The organism is Streptomyces sp. NPDC089915 (assembly GCF_040684675.1).
Classification (GTDB): Bacteria; Actinomycetota; Actinomycetes; order Streptomycetales; family Streptomycetaceae; genus Streptomyces.
This window is the reverse complement of the sequence record NZ_JBFBGN010000018.1, coordinates 64,498-81,661: the sequence shown is the minus strand read 5'-3', so window position 1 is coordinate 81,661 and position 17,164 is coordinate 64,498. Positions and strand designations below refer to the sequence as shown.

Here is a 17,164-nt window from a genome sequence, read left to right as displayed (position 1 = left end):
CAGATGCAGCTGCCGTTCGTCCTGCAGTCGGCCGAGGTGATGAAGACGGCGGTCGCCTTCCTGGAACCGCACATGGAGAAGACGGACGCGGAGGGCAAGGGCACGATCGTCCTGGCGACCGTGCGTGGGGATGTTCACGACATCGGCAAGAACCTGGTCGACATCATCCTCACCAACAACGGCTACAACGTGGTGAACATCGGTATCAAGCAGCCGGTCTCCGCGATCCTGGAGGCCGCGCAGGAGCACAAGGCCGACGTCATCGGCATGTCGGGTCTCCTGGTCAAGTCGACCGTGATCATGAAGGAGAACCTGGAGGAGCTGAACCAGCGCAAGCTGGCGGCCGACTACCCGGTCATCCTCGGCGGTGCGGCCCTGACCCGCGCCTACGTGGAGCAGGATCTGCACGAGATCTACGAGGGCGAGGTCCGCTACGCGCGCGACGCGTTCGAGGGCCTGCGGCTGATGGACGCGCTCATCGCCGTCAAGCGCGGAGTCCCCGGCGCCACCCTGCCCGAGCTCAAGCAGCGCCGCGTCGCCAAGCGGGACACTCCGGTCCTCCAGGTGGAGGAGCCGGAGCAGCCGGGCGGCCGGTCCGACGTGTCCGTCGACAACCCGGTGCCCGCCCCGCCCTTCTGGGGGACCCGCGTGGTCAAGGGCATCCCGCTCAAGGACTACGCCTCCTGGCTGGACGAGGGCGCGCTGTTCAAGGGCCAGTGGGGCCTCAAGCAGGCCCGCGCCGGCGGGGCCACCTACGAGGAGCTCGTCGAGCACGAGGGCCGTCCGCGCCTGCGCGGCCTGCTGGAGAAGCTGCACACGGAGAACCTCCTGGAAGCCGCCGTGGTCTACGGCTACTTCCCCTGCGTCTCCAAGGGCGACGACCTGATCATCCTGGACGAGCAGGGCAACGAGCGGACCCGCTTCAGCTTCCCGCGCCAGCGCCGGGGCCGCCGTCTGTGCCTCGCGGACTTCTTCCGCCCGGAGGAGTCCGGCGAGACCGACGTCATCGGCCTCCAGGTGGTCACCGTCGGCTCGAAGATCGGCGAGGCCACGGCCAAGCTGTTCGAGTCCGACTCCTACCGCGACTACCTGGAGCTGCACGGCCTCTCCGTCCAGCTCGCCGAGGCCCTCGCCGAGTACTGGCACGCCCGCGTCCGCGCCGAGCTCGGCTTCGGCGGCGAGGACCCGGCCGCCATCGAGGACATGTTCGACCTGAAGTACCGGGGCGCCCGCTTCTCCCTGGGCTACGGGGCCTGCCCCGACCTGGAGGACCGGGCGAAGATCGCGAACCTCCTGGAGCCGGAGCGGATCGGGGTCCACCTCTCGGAGGAGTTCCAGCTCCACCCGGAGCAGTCCACCGACGCTCTGGTCATCCACCACCCCGAAGCGAAGTATTTCAACGCACGCTGACACGGACCGGCGTACACTGGTCGGTCCCAAACAGGCCGGTCACCTGTTCCCGAGGGGATGCCCCACGGGGTCACGAGGTGGCCGGCCTTGTCGTCCCCGGAGAGAGGCGTACGCATGACCAGCACCGTTCCCGCCCCCGTCGTCCGCACGGCCGACGGACACGCCCTGCAGGCGGTGCTGCTCGACATGGACGGCACCCTCGTCGACACCGAGGGGTTCTGGTGGGAGATCGAGGCCCAGATCTTCCTCGAACTGGGCCACCGCCTCGACGAGTCCTGGCGCGACGTGGTCGTCGGCGGACCCATGAGCCGCAGCGCCTCCTTCCTGATCGAGGCGACCGGCGCCGCCATCGGCCTCGCCGAACTGAGCGTCCTGCTCAACGAGCGGTTCGAGGCCCGCATCGCCGAGCAGGTCCCCCTGATGCCGGGCGCCGAGCGGCTGCTGAGCGAGCTGGCCCGGCACAACGTGCCCACCGCCCTCGTCTCGGCCTCCCACCGCCGGGTCATCGACCAGGTCCTGCTCACCCTCGGCCGCGACCGGTTCCACCTGACCGTCGCCGGCGACGAGGTCCCGCGCACCAAGCCCCACCCCGACCCCTACCTGTTCGCCGCGAGCAGCCTCGGCGCGCACCCCTCGCGGTGCGCCGTCATCGAGGACACGGCCACCGGGGTGGCGGCCGCCGAGGCCGCCGGCTGCCGGGTCGTGGCCGTGCCCTCCGTGGGCGTCATCGAGCCCGCGCCCGGGCGGACCGTCGTGCGCTCGCTGGAGGAAGTGGACCTGACCTTCCTGCGCTCCCTCATCACTCCGATGAACTGAGCGCACACCGTCAGTACCGAACGGAACGGGGGCCGGTCCCCGTTCCAGCGGAAGGATCTTCCGCCCCTGGCCCCGGAGGCCGAAATTCCATGCTGCCGATGAGGGCTGTAGCGGGTGACTTTGGTCACCCGCGCAGCCTTCGCCGGACCTGCCCCGAGCCTCCAGGGGCTTCCCTTGTGTCCGGATTGATCATCTCCTGACACCATCTGCGAAGACTCCGGCATGAGCGGTCAGTCCGCGCCCATCACAGTGCGATTACGCCCCAACTCCTGCTGGTTCCAGCCACCCCGTCCCGGGCCACTAATGTCGACGCGGGCACTCCGCACGCACCTCTGCCGTACCGGCCGCACACCCTTGCGCCGGCACGCGCGTGGACCGATCGTCAAACACCGGCCCGATCGTTCCGCCCTGAACGGGCGACCGCCGCGCAGTGCCCTCTACGCCGCTTAACAAGTGCCGGGTGAGGGAGTACTTCCAGCATGAACCGCAAGACCATGGTGCTGACGGCCGCGATCGGCCTGCTCACCCCCGCGCTGTCCGCATGCGGCAGCGCGAGTGGAACGGGAGCAGGGTCCGGGGCGATCGTCGTCGGCACCACCGACCGGTTCGAGGCAGCCGACTACGCCCCCGCCCCGTTCGACCCGGCGTACGCCTACGACGCCTCCTCCTGGAACGTCCTGCGCCAGACCGTCCAGACGCTGATGCACACCCCGCGCGGCGGCGGCCAGCCCGTCCCCGAGGCGGCGTCCGACTGCCGCTTCACCGACAACGACAACGAGAGCTACCGCTGCACCCTGCGGCCGGGCCTGAAGTTCGCGAACGGCGACCCGCTCACCGCCAAGGACGTCAAGTTCTCCATCGACCGGGTCCGCGCCATCAAGGACGAGAACGGTCCCTCCTCGCTGCTCTCCACCCTCGACACCGTCGAGGTCAAGGGCGCCGACACCGTCGTCTTCCACCTGAAGACCCCGGACGCGACCTTCCCGTACAAGCTCTCCACCCCCGCCGCCGGCATCGTCAGCGAGAAGAACTACGAGGCCAAGAAGCTCCGCACCGGCTTCGCCGTCGACGGCTCCGGCCCGTACACGATGAAGGCCGAGGTCAAGGACAACCACCTGGTCCGGGCCGTCTTCACCAAGAACCCGCACTACAAGGGCGACATCAAGCTGCAGAACGACAAGGTCGAACTGCGCACCTTCGCCGACTCGGCCGCCGCCACCAAGGCGCTGTCCGACGGCTCCGTCAGCATGGTGTCCCGCACCCTCTCCCCGGCCCAGATCACCGAGCTCTCGGCCAAGCCGCCCAAGGGAGTCAAGCTCGTCCCCATGCCGGGTCTGGAGATCCGCTACATCGGCTTCAACACCGACGCCCCGGCCGTCAAGGACAAGGCCGTGCGCCAGGCCCTCGCCGCCGCCGTCGACCGCAACAACGTCATCTCCAAGGTCTACGGCAAGTCCGCGCAGCCCCTGTACTCGCTGGTCCCCACCACGGTCACCGGCCACGTCAACTCCTTCTTCAACAAGTACGGCGAGGCCAACACCGCCAAGGCCGCCGACCTGCTGAAGGCCGCCGGCATCAAGACCCCCGTCAAGCTGACGCTGAACTACACCAGCGACCACTACGGCGACGGCACCGCGGCCGAGTTCGCGGCCCTCAAGGCCCAGCTGAACTCCACCCAGCTCTTCGACATCACCGTCCAGGGCAACGAATGGGGCGACTTCCGCCCCGCCCAGAAGAAGGGCGACTACGCCGCCTACGGGCTCGGCTGGTTCCCCGACTACCCGGACGCCGACAACTTCCTCGCCCCGTTCCTGGAGCAGGACAACTTCCTGGGCACGCCGTACGCCAACAACACGGTGCGCACCAAGCTCATCCCCGAGTCCCGCAAGGCCGCCGACCGCAACGTCGCCGTCCCCGCGATCACGGAGATGCAGGACATCGTCGCCGATGACGTGCCCGTCCTGCCCCTGTGGCAGGGCAAGCAGTACGTCGCCGCACGCGACGGGATCACCGGAGTGGAATGGTCGGTCAACGCCATCTCCGACCTCCAGCTGTGGGAGCTCGGCCGCGGGGTCAGCGGCTGAGACCGGCGGCAACCGGCGGCGGACGTCGCAGGCCGGCGCAACGACCAGACGAGAACTGTGAAGGACATCGCGTGAAGAGACGTAACCAGTGGCTGGTGGCCCCGCTCGGGGCGGCCACCGCCGCCGCGCTGCTCAGCGGCTGCGGCTCGCAGGACGGCTCGGCCGCCGGCGACGGCAAGGGCGTGGTCATGGGCATATCCGACAAGGTGAAGTCCACCGACCCGGCGTCCGGCTACGACCCGGGCTCCTGGCTGCTCTTCAACAACGTCTTCCAGTCGCTGCTGAGCTTCCCCAAGGGCGGCACCACGCCCGAGCCCGACGCCGCCCAGGCCTGCAACTTCGAGGGCGCCGACAGCAGGGTGTACAAGTGCACCCTGCGCTCCGGCCTGAAGTTCAGCAACGGCCACAGCCTCACCTCGAAGGACGTCAAGTTCTCCTTCGAACGCACGCTGAAGATCAACGACCCCAGCGGTCCCGCCGTCATGCTCGGCTCCATCGCGAGCATCGACGCCCCCGACGAGAAGACCGTCGTCTTCAAGCTGAAGACGCCCGACGCGACCTTCCCGAGCAAGATCGCATCGGGTGCGGGCGCCATCGTCGACCACAGCGAGTACCCGGCCGACAAGCTGCGCACCGACAACAAGGCGATCGGCTCCGGCGTCTACAAGCTGGACTCCTTCAGCGAGAAGAGCGCCAACTTCTCGGTCAACGACTCCTACAGCGGCAAGGCGAAGGCCAAGAACACCGGCGTCACGCTGAAGTTCTTCAACGGCGACCAGGCCGGCCTCAAGACCGTCCTGGAGAGCGGCGACGTCGACTTCGCCTTCCGCGGCCTCGCCGCCAAGGACATCGCCGGCCTCGCCGCGACCAAGACCGGCGACAACAAGGTCGACGTCGTCCAGGGCACCGGCGCCGAGGTCCAGCACATGGTCTTCAACGTCAGCGACCCGGTCGTCGGCAAGCTCCCCGTCCGCAAGGCCATCGCGTACCTCATCGACCGCGAGGCGCTCGTCAAGGACGTGTACTCCGGCACCGCCGTCCCGCTGTACTCGATCGTCCCGGCCGGCATCGCGGGCCACACCACCCCCTTCTTCGACCGCTACGGCGGCAGCCCCCAGCCGGAGAAGGCCAAGGCCGTCCTCAAGGCCGCCAACATCACCGGCAAGATCAAGCTGACGCTGTACTCGACGCCGACCCGCTACGGCCCCTCCACCGACCAGCAGTTCCAGGTCATCGCCAAGCAGCTCAACGAGAGCGGCCTGTTCGACGCGGACGTGAAGTCGGTCGAGTTCGAGCAGTACGAGAAGGACATCAAGGCCGGCAAGTACGGGGTCTACGTCAAGGGCTGGGTGCCCGACTACCCGGACGCCGACAACTTCACGCAGCCGTTCTTCGGGCCGGACAACGTCCTGATGAACAACTACGACAACAAGGAGATCAGCGGGACCATCATCCCGTCGACCTCCACCAAGTCCGACCGCACCGCGGCCAACCCGGACTACACCCGCCTCCAGGACATCGTCGCCGACGAGGTGCCGCTCCTCCCGCTCTGGCAGAGCAAGCAGTACGCCGTCGCCCGCCAGAACGTCACCGGTCTCCAGTGGTCCCTGGACGCCTCCACGGTCTTCCGCTTCTGGGAGATCAGCAAGGGCTGACACCCCCGCTGCGACGGCTCCGCCCCGGCACCCGAAAGGGTGCCGGGGCGGAGCCGTGTCCGGAGCAGGGGACGACTACTGCGCGCCCGGCCGCACCAGGCCGCTCTCGTACGCGTACACCGCCGCCTGCACCCGGTCGCGCAGGCCCAGCTTCGTCAGCACGTGGCCCACGTGGGTCTTGACCGTCGTCTCGCTCACGAACAGGTCCGCCGCGATCTCCGCGTTCGACAGCCCCCGCGCCACCAGCTTCAGCACCTCGACCTCACGCTCCGTCAGCGTCCCCAGCACGTCCGGGACGCTCTCCTCGCCCGACGGCAGATGACCGGCGTACTTGTCCAGCAGCCGGCGCGTGATGCTCGGCGCGAGCATCGCCTCGCCCGCCGCCACCACCCGGATCGCCTGCACCAGCTCATGAGCCGGCGCGTCCTTCAGCAGGAAGCCGCTCGCCCCCGCCCGCAGCGCCTCCACCACGTACTCGTCCAGATCGAACGTGGTCAGCACCAGCACCTTGGCCGGCCCGTTCCGCTCCGGACCCGTGATCTGCCGGGTCGCCTCCACCCCGTCCATCCGCGGCATCCGGATGTCCATCAGCACCACGTCCGGCTGCAGCGCCCGCACCTGCTCCAGCGCCTGCAGACCGTCCCCGGCCTCACCCACCACCACCAGTTCCTGCTCCGCCTCCAGGATCATCCGGAAGCCGGTGCGCAGCAGTGGCTGGTCGTCGACCAGCAGGATGCGGATCGCCACGGGAACTACCTCGTATTCGTCGGACGGCTTCGACGCCGCCCATTCTGCCCTGGCCGCCCGGTCAGGAATCCGTCGGGAGGGCGGGCCTCGGCACGATCGCCAGCGGGTACACCGGGGGAGTGCCGCCGAACTCCGGGCACACCGACTGGTGATCACACCAGCCGCACAGCTTCGTCGGCCGCGGCCGCCAGTCACCCGTCTCGGTGGCCTCCCGGATCGCGTCCCACAGCGCGTGCAGCTTGCGCTCCACCCGCTCCAGGTCCGCCACCACCGGGTCGTACGTCAGCACGTCCCCGCTCCCCAGGTACACCAGCTGGAGCCGCCGCGGCACCACGCCCTTCAGCCGCCACACCACCAGCGCGTAGAACTTCATCTGGAACAGCGCGCCCTCGGCGTACTGCGGCCGCGGCGCCTTGCCCGTCTTGTAGTCGACGATCCGCACCTCGCCCGTCGGCGCCACGTCCACCCGGTCGATGATCCCGCGCAGCCGCAGCCCCGACTCCAGCTCCGTCTCCACGAAGAACTCCCGCTCCACCGGCTCCAGCCGCGTCGGGTCCTCCAGCGTGAACCAGCGCTCCACCAGCGCCTCCGCCTCGGCCAGCCACCCCGCCAGCCCGGCGCCCCCGTCCCCTTCCGGGAACAGCTCCGCCAGCTCCGGCTTCGCCTCCAGCAGCCGCTCCCACTGCCCCGGCAGCAGCGCCTTCGCCCGCGGAGCCGTCCTCTCCTCTGCCGGGTGGTCGAAGAGACGTTCGAGCACGGCGTGCACCAGCGTCCCCCGCGTCGCCGCCGCACTCGGCTTCTCCGGCAGCCGGTCGATCACCCGGAACCGGTACAGCAGCGGGCACTGCATGAAATCGCCCGCCCGCGAAGGCGACAGCGAGGCGGGCCGGGCGGCACCCGGGGAAGCGTCGGCGGAACCGGCGCCGGGGATCGTCGTCATGCCTAAAACCCTACGACCCGGGACGGACAGCACGCGCATACCATCGACTCCGGGACCATCGCCCTGCATGATCGGAGCATCACACCGCGCGACAGCGCCCCCACGCCGCCCCACCCACGACGTGGACCACACTGGAAGCAAACGCACCGAACGAAGGAAAGCCGTGGCAGACACCGACGAAACCGGCGAGCGCTCCGCCAAGCGCTCCGACCCGGGCGGCGGCATCCTCATGGGCCGCCCCTTCGGCGTACCCGTCTACGTCTCGCCCAGCTGGTTCCTCGTCGCCGCCCTCATCACCTGGGTCTTCGGCGACCAGCTCGACCGGGTCCTGCCCGAGCTCGGCCCGGCCCGCTACCTCGTCTCCCTCTTCTTCGCCGTCGCCTTCTACGCCTCCGTCCTCGTCCACGAACTCGCGCACACGATCGCCGCACTCCGCTTCAGGCTCCCCGTGCGCCGCATCCAGCTCCAGTTCTTCGGCGGGGTCTCCGAGATCGAGAAGGAGTCCGAGACCCCCGGCCGCGAGTTCGTCCTCGCCTTCGTCGGCCCCCTGCTCTCCCTCGCCCTCGCCGGGATCTTCTACCTCGGCATGAAGGCCGTCGACCCCGCCACCGTCCCCGGCGTCCTCCTCGCCGGCCTGATGATCTCCAACCTCCTCGTCGCCGCCTTCAACCTGCTGCCCGGCCTGCCCCTCGACGGCGGCCGCATGCTCCGCGCCGTGATCTGGGGCATCACCGGCAAACCCATGGCCGGCACCGTCGCCGCCGCCTGGGTCGGCCGCGCCCTCGCCGTCACCGTCCTCATCGGCCTCCCCCTGGTCACCCAGACCGGAGTCCTCGGCACCCCCGCCCGGGACATCGGCGGCATGGACACCGTCATGGACGCCCTCCTCGCCGCCATCCTCGCCGCGATCATCTGGACCGGCGCCGGCAACAGCCTGCGCATGGCCCGCCTGCGCGAACACCTCCCCGAACTGCGCGCCCGCGCCCTCACCCGGCGCGCCGTCCCCGTCCAGAGCGCCACCCCCCTCTCCGAGGCCCTGCGCCGCGCCAACGAAGCCGGAGCCCGCGCCCTCGTCGTCGTCGACGGCCAGGGCGACCCCACCGCCATCGTCCGCGAGACCGCCATCGCCTCCGTCCCCGAACACCGCCGCCCCTGGGTCGCCGTCAGCACCCTCGCCCAGGACCTCACCGACGGCATGAAGGTTTCGGCGGAACTCACCGGGGAAGCCCTCCTCGACCACCTCCGCACCACCCCCGCCACCGAATACCTCGTCCTGGAGACCGGCGGCGAGATCTACGGCGTCCTGTCCGCCCTCGACGTCGAGAAGGCCTTCGTGAAGGCCATGGCGCGGCCCCAGTCCTGAAGCCAATACACTGGTCACATGTCCGAACCGACCGGTGCCGCCCGCCGACGCGGGCCCTTCGAGGTCGGGGACCAGGTACAGCTGACCGACCCCAAGGGCCGCCACTACACGTTCACGCTCGAAGCCGGGAAGAACTTCCACACCCACAAGGGTTCCTTCCCGCACGACGAGCTGATCGGCGCTCCCGAGGGCAGCGTTGTCCGCACCACCGGCAACGTCGCCTACCTCGCGCTGCGCCCCCTGCTCCCCGACTATGTCCTGTCCATGCCCCGCGGCGCCGCCGTGGTCTACCCCAAGGACGCGGGCCAGATCCTGGCCTTCGCCGACATCTTCCCCGGCGCCCGCGTCGTGGAGGCGGGAGTGGGCTCCGGCTCCCTGAGCAGCTTCCTGCTGCGCGCCATCGGCGACCAGGGCATGCTCCACAGCTACGAGCGCCGCGCGGACTTCGCCGAGATCGCCACGGCCAACGTCGAGCGCTACTTCGGCGGCCCCCACCCCGCGTGGAAGCTGACCGTGGGCGACCTCCAGGACAACCTGGACGAGACCGACGTCGACCGCGTCATCCTCGACATGCTCGCCCCCTGGGAGTGCCTGGAGGCGGTCAAGAAGGCCCTCGTCCCCGGCGGCATCCTCTGCTGCTACGTGGCCACCACCACCCAGCTGTCCAAGACCGTCGAGTCCATCCGCGAGATCGGCTGCTTCGCCGAGCCGCAGCCCTGGGAATCGATGATCCGCAACTGGCACGTGGAAGGCCTCGCCGTCCGCCCGGACCACCGCATGATCGGCCACACCGGCTTCCTCGTCACCGCCCGCCGCCTCGCGGACGGCGTCGAGCCCCCCATGCGCCGCCGCCGCCCCGCCAAGGGCGCCTACGGCGAGGACTACGACGGCCCCGGCAGCGACCGCTCCGCGTAGCAGCCGCCCCCCCGTCAACACGAAAGCGCTGTGGCGCAGTTCCCGGACCGATCCGGGAACTGCGCCACAGCGCCTTTTCGTTGCGCCCCCACGCACGCGGACCCGGCCGTTCCACCCCGGTGTGAGGTATGGCACGATGCTGGCTCACCGTCACCCTTCGTACAGGAGACACCCCGCGTGACGCACAGCCCCACCGACCCCGCCCCGTCGTTGGAAGACCTGTCGCCCGAGCACCTCGCCCACCGCAGGGCCAAGCCCGTCCACTGGGTCGCCACGGCCACCGCCATGGCCGCCGTCATAGCCGGCGTGGGCCTGCTCCAGCCCGGCCGGGCCACCGGGGCCACCCCCGCCCCCGGGGCCGCGAGCGGCCCGCCGGCCGCCGCACCCGACGCGCACGGCGTCGCGTACCCCCTCGACTGCAAGGGCGCCGGGCAGACCGTCACCGCCGCCGCCCAGGGCGACCTCGACGGCGACGGCCGCCCCGAGACCGTGGCGGCCGTACGCTGCGACGCCGGCTCCGGCACCCCGCCCCACGCGATCTACGTACTGGCCCAGGAGGCCGCCCCCGGGGCCCGGCCCCGCGTCGTCGCCACCCTGCTCGCCCCCGCCACGCGCCGCACGGCCACCGATCTGACCGTCCGCGACCGCACCGTCACCGCGAGCCTGCTCGGCTACTCCTCGCCCTCGGTGCCCCGCTACAGCCCCGACGTCAAGCAGCTCGCCAAGTGGCGCTGGACCGGCGGGAAATTCCGCCAGGAGCTTACGGACTCGACCGCCGGGCGTGTTTGAACCGTCACTCGGCGTCGGGGCCGTACACCTCTACCCTGTCCGAAACGCGCCTTACGTGAATGCAGTCACCCGGGCATTCCTTCGCCGAGTCGACCACGTCCCGCAGCAGCGGGAGGGGAACCGGAGTCGTCGCCCCGGGCTCCACGAGGAGCTCGTCCTCGGGGCTCTTCACGTACGCCAGACCGTCGATGTCCAGCTCGAACACCTCGGGGGCGTACTGGACGCAGATCCCGTCGCCGGTGCAGAGGTCCTGGTCGATCCAGACCTCCAGGGCCTCCGCGGCTCCGCCCGGACCGCCCGTCGGGGCCTCCTGCTGCACGGTCATATCTCCTGCCGTTCCCTGCGCTGATTGATCCGTACCGGAAGCGGCTCTCGGCAAGTCGCGCGGGCCCGGACGGGTGTTGAACACTTCGACCTTACAACCGGCTGCTTTCCGATGTTGAAGGGTGGGTATTTCCCTGGCGTGAGGGAGTACGCAAGGGTGAAGATCGGACACACCCCTACCGTCTTTGTGATCTAGGGGTTTCAATCACCACCAGCCCAGGTAGGGTCAGGAAGCGTCCAGCTCCCCTTGGAGGAGGTGAGGACCGTGGCAGCCCACGACGACGACATCAACCGCGGCATCCGGCCCGGGCGAGGGTCTGAGGACCCCGCTGGCCAGGTTGCCTATCTCGAGCAGGAAATCGCCGTCCTGCGACGCAAGCTCGCCGACTCTCCGCGTCACACGAGGATTCTCGAAGAGCGGATCGTCGAGCTCCAGACGAATCTGGCAGGCGTCTCCGCGCAGAACGAACGACTGGCGAATACCCTCCGTGAGGCCCGGGACCAGATCGTGGCCCTCAAGGAGGAAGTCGACCGGCTCGCGCAGCCGCCGGCCGGCTTCGGTGTCTTCCTTCAGGCGAACGAGGACGGCACCGTCGACATCTTCACCGGCGGCCGCAAGCTCCGTGTGAACGTCAGCCCCAGCGTCGACCCGGAAGACCTCCGGCGCGGCCAGGAGGTCATGCTCAACGAAGCGCTCAACGTGGTCGAGGCCATGGAATTCGAGCGCGCCGGGGACATCGTCACCCTCAAGGAGATCCTGGAGGACGGCGAGCGGGCCCTGGTGGTCGGGCACACCGACGAGGAGAGGGTGGTGAGGCTCGCCGAGCCGCTCCTGGACATCACCATCCGCCCCGGCGACGCCCTGCTGCTCGAACCGCGCTCCGGCTACGTGTACGAGGTGGTCCCGAAGAGCGAGGTCGAGGACCTCGTCCTCGAAGAGGTCCCGGACATCGACTACGAGAAGATCGGCGGCCTGGGCGACCAGATCGAGCTGATCCGCGACGCGGTCGAGCTCCCCTACCTCTACCCGGACCTCTTCAAGGAGCACGAACTGCGGCCCCCGAAGGGCATCCTGCTCTACGGTCCGCCCGGCTGCGGCAAGACGCTCATCGCCAAGGCCGTCGCCAACTCCCTTGCCAAGAAGGTCGCCGAGGTGACCGGACAGGCCGCGGGGAAGTCCTACTTCCTGAACATCAAGGGCCCCGAGCTCCTCAACAAGTACGTCGGCGAGACCGAGCGGCACATCCGCCTCGTCTTCCAGCGTGCGCGGGAGAAGGCCAGCGAGGGCACCCCCGTCATCGTCTTCTTCGACGAGATGGAGTCCCTCTTCCGCACCCGCGGATCCGGTGTCAGCTCGGACGTGGAGAACACCATCGTCCCCCAGCTGCTCGCCGAGATCGACGGTGTGGAGGGCCTGGAGAACGTCATCGTCATCGGCGCCTCCAACCGCGAGGACATGATCGACCCGGCGATCCTGCGGCCCGGCCGCCTCGACGTGAAGATCAAGATCGAGCGCCCGGACGCCGAGGCCGCGAAGGACATCTTCGCGAAGTACCTCAAGGCCTCGCTGCCGCTGCACACGGACGACCTGAGCGAACACTCGGGCTCGCCCCAGGTGGCCGTCCACAGCATGATCCAGACCGTCGTCGAGCAGATGTACGCGGAAACCGAGGAAAACCGCTTCCTCGAGGTCACGTACGCCAACGGCGACAAGGAAGTCCTGTACTTCAAGGACTTCAACTCCGGAGCGATGATCCAGAACATCGTCGACCGGGCGAAGAAGATGGCCATCAAGGCATTCCTCGAACACAACCAGAAGGGCCTCAGGGTCTCCCACCTCCTCCAGGCCTGCGTGGACGAGTTCAAGGAGAACGAGGACCTGCCGAACACCACCAACCCGGACGACTGGGCCCGTATCTCCGGAAAGAAGGGCGAGCGGATCGTATTCATCCGTACGCTCGTCACCGGAAAGCAGGGCGCGGACACCGGACGCTCCATCGACACGGTGGCGAATACCGGTCAGTACCTCTGACGGTGCGAGGCGGCTGCGGGTGCCTCTCACGGCACCCGCGGCCGTCTGCTTTACCTCCCGCCTTTTCCGGCCGTGACAAGGCGAAGTCAATGACTGAAATGATCTCCCCAGCAGCGCGGAGTGGTTCTAGGCTCTTCCGTACCGCCGCATCCGCAGTGCGGGACGGGCACCGCACATGACGCACCGGAGCAACAGCGGTACTTGAGCGCCGCCCCGAACGGGAGCGCCGCCGGGCAAGGAGGGCCGCATGACCGTACGGCGAGTAATGGGGATCGAGACGGAATACGGGATCTCCGTCCCGGGGCACCCGAACGCCAATGCCATGCTCACCTCGTCCCAGATCGTCAACGCCTACGCGGCGGCGATGCACCGGGCGCGCCGCGCCCGCTGGGACTTCGAGGAGGAGAACCCGCTGCGGGACGCCCGCGGCTTCGACCTCGCCCGCGAGGTGGCGGACAGCAGCCAGCTGACCGACGAGGACATCGGCCTCGCCAACGTCATCCTGACCAACGGGGCGCGGCTCTACGTCGACCACGCGCACCCCGAGTACAGCTCGCCGGAGATCACCAACCCCCTCGACGCGGTGCTCTGGGACAAGGCCGGCGAGCGGATCATGGCCGAGGCCGCCGAGCGGGCCGCCCAGCTCCCCGGTGCCCAGCCGATCCACCTCTACAAGAACAACACCGACAACAAGGGCGCCTCCTACGGGACGCACGAGAACTACCTGATGAAGCGGGAGACCCCCTTCTCGGACATCGTGCGCCACCTGACGCCCTTCTTCGTCTCCCGCCAGGTCGTCACCGGCGCCGGCCGGGTCGGCATCGGGCAGGACGGGCGCGAGCACGGCTTCCAGATCAGCCAGCGCGCGGACTACTTCGAGGTCGAGGTCGGGCTGGAGACCACCCTCAAGCGCCCCATCATCAACACCCGCGACGAGCCCCACTCGGACGCGGAGAAGTACCGCCGGCTCCACGTGATCATCGGGGACGCGAACCTCTCCGAGATCTCCACCTACCTCAAGCTGGGCACGACCGCCCTGGTCCTGTCCATGATCGAGGACGGGTTCATCAGCGTCGACCTGGCCGTGGACCAGCCGGTGCGCACCCTGCACCAGGTCTCCCACGACCCGGACCTCCAGCACCTGATCACGCTCCGCAGCGGGCGCACCCTGACCGCCGTACAACTCCAGATGGAGTACTTCGAGCTGGCCAGGAAGTACGTGGACGAACGGTTCGGCTCCGACGCCGACGAGCAGACCAAGGACGTCCTGAGCCGCTGGGAGGACGTGCTGGGCCGGCTGGAGACCGACCCGATGAGCCTGGCGGGGGAGCTGGACTGGATCGCCAAGCGGGAGATCCTGGAGGGCTACCGCAGGCGCGACGGACTCGGCTGGGACGCGGCGCGGCTGCACCTGGTGGACCTCCAGTACTCGGACGTACGGCCCGAGAAGGGGCTGTACAACCGGCTGGTGGCCCGGGGCAAGATCAAGCGGCTGCTGGAGGAACCGGCCGTGGAGCGGGCCGAGAGCAAGCCGCCGGAGGACACCCGGGCGTACTTCCGGGGGCGCTGTCTGGAGCAGTACGCGGACGACGTGGCGGCGGCCTCCTGGGACTCGGTGATCTTCGACCTCCCGGGCCGCGACTCCCTCCAGCGGGTCCCGACCCTGGAACCCCTCAGGGGGACCCGCAAGCACGTCAAGGAGCTCCTGGACCGCTGCCGTACGGCGGAGGACCTGGTGCGGGTGCTTTCGGGGCAGTGAGCGGGCCTGAAAGGGCGCCCGTCAGGGAATCATGAAGTCAGACGGACGTTGTGAAAGTACGGGGACGAATGTCGGACCCTCCTTGTAGGGTCCGGCGTAGGGTCTGATCTTGAGAGGTCCCGAATCCCGGGGTCTCTCCGTGTGAGCGCGCGAACCGAGCGGGGTGAGGTAGACATGGCGACCAAGGACACCGGCGGCGGACAGCAGAAGGCCACTCGCTCGACCGAGGAGGTCGAGGAGCAGGCCGCGGAAGCGCAGACCGACCTCAAGGAGCGGCAGGAGAAGCTCTCCGACGACGTCGACTCCGTGCTGGACGAGATCGACGACGTACTCGAGGAGAATGCCGAGGACTTCGTGCGGTCCTTCGTTCAAAAGGGTGGTCAGTAACACTCTTCGACCTTCGAATCGAAGGTCACTCGCTGGGGTGGGGGCATGTCCACGAGAACGGTCGGTCTTGTGCCGGCGTCGTGGGGGCGGCCGGGTTCCACCCCGAAGCGGGCCCCGGTCCGGATGGCGTGACCGCGTGGCGGCGTACGGCGGCGAGGACCGCCGGCGCCGCCGGGCGGAAGGGTTGGTCACGATCATCGGACGGGTAGGGTCCGGGGCGTAGTTCAAGATCGGCCGGACGTCACAGGGCGTGCAGCCGCTTACGTGGAAGGAAACCTGTGGAACCCAACACTCGTGGCACAGGGCGTCTACCGGCAGCCTTCCTGACGCCGGGGTCGTCGTCCTTCATGGACTTCCTGGGCGCGCACGCGCCCGAGATGCTGCCGGGGAACCGGAAGCTTCCCGAGGGCATCGTCGAGGCCCCGCACGGGACGACCATCGTCGCCGCCACCTTCCCCGGCGGGGTCGTCCTCGCCGGTGACCGGCGGGCGACGATGGGGAACATGATCGCGCAGCGGGACATCGAGAAGGTGTTCCCGGCGGACGAGTACTCCGCGGTGGGCATCGCGGGTACGGCCGGCCTCGCCGTGGAGATGGTCAAGCTGTTCCAGCTGGAGCTGGAGCACTTCGAGAAGGTCGAAGGGGCGACGCTGTCGCTCGAGGGCAAGGCGAACCGGCTCTCGACCATGATCCGGAGCAATCTGGGGATGGCCATGCAGGGCCTGGCCGTCGTGCCGCTGTTCGCGGGCTACGACGAGGCCAAGGAGAAGGGCCGGATCTTCTCCTACGACGTGACCGGCGGCCGCTCCGAGGAGCACGGCTACGCCGCCACCGGTTCCGGCTCCATCTTCGCCCGGGGCTCCATGAAGAAGCTCTACCGCCCCGATCTGACGGAGGACCAGGCCACCACGCTGGTCGTGCAGGCGCTGTACGACGCCGCCGACGACGACTCGGCGACCGGCGGACCGGACCTGTACCGCCACATCTACCCCATCGTCACCGTCATCACCGACGAGGGCTTCCGCAGGCTGGACGAGGACGAGTCGCAGGCGCTCGCCCGCAAGGTGACGGACCGCCGGCTCCAGGAGCCCGACGGCCCGCGCGCCGCCCTGCTCTGACCAGTCCTCTCGTCGCCCAGAAGAAAGGGACGGAAAGCCGGTGTCGACTCCGTTCTATGTGTCACCCCAGCAGGCCATGGCCGACCGGGCGGAATACGCCCGCAAGGGCATCGCCCGCGGCCGCAGCCTCGTCGTGCTGCAGTACGCCGACGGCATCGTGTTCGTCGGCGAGAACCCGTCCCGCGCGCTGCACAAGTTCAGCGAGATCTACGACCGGATCGGCTTCGCGGCCGCCGGCAAGTACAACGAGTACGAGAACCTGCGCATCGGCGGCGTCCGCTACGCCGACCTGCGCGGCTACACCTACGACCGTGACGACGTGACGGCGCGCGGTCTGGCCAACGTCTACGCGCAGACCCTCGGCACCATCTTCTCCTCGGCCGGCGAGAAGCCGTACGAGGTGGAGCTGGTGGTGGCGGAGGTCGGCGCGACGGCCGCCGGGGACCAGATCTACCGGCTCCCGCACGACGGCTCGATCGTGGACGAGCACGGCTCCGTCGCGGTCGGCGGCAACGCCGAGCAGATCAGCAACTACCTCGACCAGCGGCACCAGGACGGGATGACCCTGTCCGAGGCGCTGAAGCTGGCGGTGCAGGCGCTGTCCAGCCAGGCCAACGGGACGGACAAGGCCATCCCGGCCGAGCGGCTGGAGGTCGCGGTGCTGGACCGTACGCGGTCGCAGCAGCGCAAGTTCAAGCGGATCCGGGGCCGGCAGCTGTCGCGGCTCCTGGAGGCCGAGGTCCCGGCCGCGGCCCAGGCGGACGCCGTGTCGAACGACGAGGCGCCGGAGGACGACGCCGAGTAGTCCGGGTGTGCCGGCGGGCC

15 protein-coding genes are annotated in these 17,164 nt (G+C 69.2%); 12 read left to right on the top strand and 3 right to left on the bottom strand.

Features of this window, described 5'->3' with window-relative positions:
• From AB0O29_RS08730 to AB0O29_RS08715, 4 genes are all read left to right on the top strand, one after another.
• Positions 1-1,410: vitamin B12 dependent-methionine synthase activation domain-containing protein (locus AB0O29_RS08730; protein WP_365148216.1), on the top strand; the 1,410-nt coding region annotated here is incomplete at its 5' end.
• 114 nt (positions 1,411-1,524) lie between these two features.
• On the top strand, positions 1,525-2,226 hold the full coding sequence (locus AB0O29_RS08725) for an HAD family phosphatase (protein WP_365148213.1): 702 nt from the start codon (positions 1,525-1,527) through the stop codon (positions 2,224-2,226).
• 479 nt (positions 2,227-2,705) lie between these two features.
• Positions 2,706-4,310, top strand: coding sequence for an ABC transporter substrate-binding protein (locus tag AB0O29_RS08720; RefSeq protein ID WP_365148210.1), 1,605 nt, complete (start codon positions 2,706-2,708; stop codon positions 4,308-4,310).
• A gap of 71 nt (positions 4,311-4,381) precedes the next feature.
• The gene (locus AB0O29_RS08715) at positions 4,382-5,965 is read left to right on the top strand and encodes an ABC transporter substrate-binding protein (RefSeq protein WP_365148208.1); all 1,584 of its coding nucleotides are present in this window, start codon (positions 4,382-4,384) and stop codon (positions 5,963-5,965) included.
• A gap of 75 nt (positions 5,966-6,040) precedes the next feature.
• Here the strand turns inward: AB0O29_RS08715 and AB0O29_RS08710 are convergent, their stop codons facing one another.
• On the bottom strand, positions 6,041-6,712 hold the full coding sequence (locus AB0O29_RS08710; protein ID WP_365148205.1) for a response regulator transcription factor: 672 nt from the start codon (positions 6,710-6,712) through the stop codon (positions 6,041-6,043).
• A 61-nt stretch (positions 6,713-6,773) separates the two neighbouring features.
• Positions 6,774-7,652, bottom strand: a complete 879-nt coding sequence (locus AB0O29_RS08705) for a RecB family exonuclease (RefSeq protein WP_365148202.1) — start codon at positions 7,650-7,652, stop codon at positions 6,774-6,776.
• Between AB0O29_RS08705 and AB0O29_RS08700 the strand changes: the two genes are divergently transcribed.
• From AB0O29_RS08700 to AB0O29_RS08690, 3 genes are all read left to right on the top strand, one after another.
• Complete coding sequence (locus tag AB0O29_RS08700) at positions 7,561-9,015, top strand: site-2 protease family protein (RefSeq protein WP_365148199.1); 1,455 nt, start codon at positions 7,561-7,563, stop codon at positions 9,013-9,015. The genes AB0O29_RS08705 and AB0O29_RS08700 overlap by 92 nt on opposite strands.
• A gap of 18 nt (positions 9,016-9,033) precedes the next feature.
• Entirely contained in the window at positions 9,034-9,930 is an 897-nt protein-coding gene (locus AB0O29_RS08695; RefSeq protein WP_202202287.1) for a tRNA (adenine-N1)-methyltransferase, read from the top strand.
• A 285-nt stretch (positions 9,931-10,215) separates the two neighbouring features.
• On the top strand, positions 10,216-10,719 hold the full coding sequence (locus AB0O29_RS08690) for a hypothetical protein (protein WP_365148228.1): 504 nt from the start codon (positions 10,216-10,218) through the stop codon (positions 10,717-10,719).
• 4 nt (positions 10,720-10,723) lie between these two features.
• Here the strand turns inward: AB0O29_RS08690 and AB0O29_RS08685 are convergent, their stop codons facing one another.
• Entirely contained in the window at positions 10,724-11,044 is a 321-nt protein-coding gene (locus tag AB0O29_RS08685) for a ferredoxin (RefSeq protein ID WP_365148196.1), read from the bottom strand.
• 264 nt (positions 11,045-11,308) lie between these two features.
• Here AB0O29_RS08685 and arc point away from each other — a divergent pair, with 264 nt between their 5' ends.
• The 5 genes from arc (at position 11,309) to prcA (ending at position 17,144) form a co-directional block, all read left to right on the top strand.
• Positions 11,309-13,075 (top strand): proteasome ATPase, encoded by a 1,767-nt coding sequence (gene arc / locus AB0O29_RS08680; protein ID WP_365148193.1) that lies wholly within the window; start codon positions 11,309-11,311, stop codon positions 13,073-13,075.
• 247 nt (positions 13,076-13,322) lie between these two features.
• A complete protein-coding gene (gene dop / locus AB0O29_RS08675) occupies positions 13,323-14,834 on the top strand; it encodes a depupylase/deamidase Dop (RefSeq protein WP_365148190.1) in 1,512 nt (503 codons plus the stop codon).
• A 174-nt stretch (positions 14,835-15,008) separates the two neighbouring features.
• Positions 15,009-15,221 carry a ubiquitin-like protein Pup gene (locus AB0O29_RS08670; protein WP_365148187.1) on the top strand — a complete coding sequence of 71 codons (213 nt, stop codon included), beginning with the start codon at positions 15,009-15,011 and terminating at the stop codon, positions 15,219-15,221.
• A 278-nt stretch (positions 15,222-15,499) separates the two neighbouring features.
• Positions 15,500-16,339: a proteasome subunit beta gene (gene prcB, locus AB0O29_RS08665; RefSeq protein ID WP_365148184.1), complete on the top strand. Its 840-nt coding sequence runs from the start codon at positions 15,500-15,502 to the stop codon at positions 16,337-16,339.
• Between the two features lie 40 nt (positions 16,340-16,379).
• Positions 16,380-17,144: a proteasome subunit alpha gene (gene prcA, locus AB0O29_RS08660; RefSeq protein ID WP_365148181.1), complete on the top strand. Its 765-nt coding sequence runs from the start codon at positions 16,380-16,382 to the stop codon at positions 17,142-17,144.
• Positions 17,145-17,164: the final 20 nt, after the last annotated feature.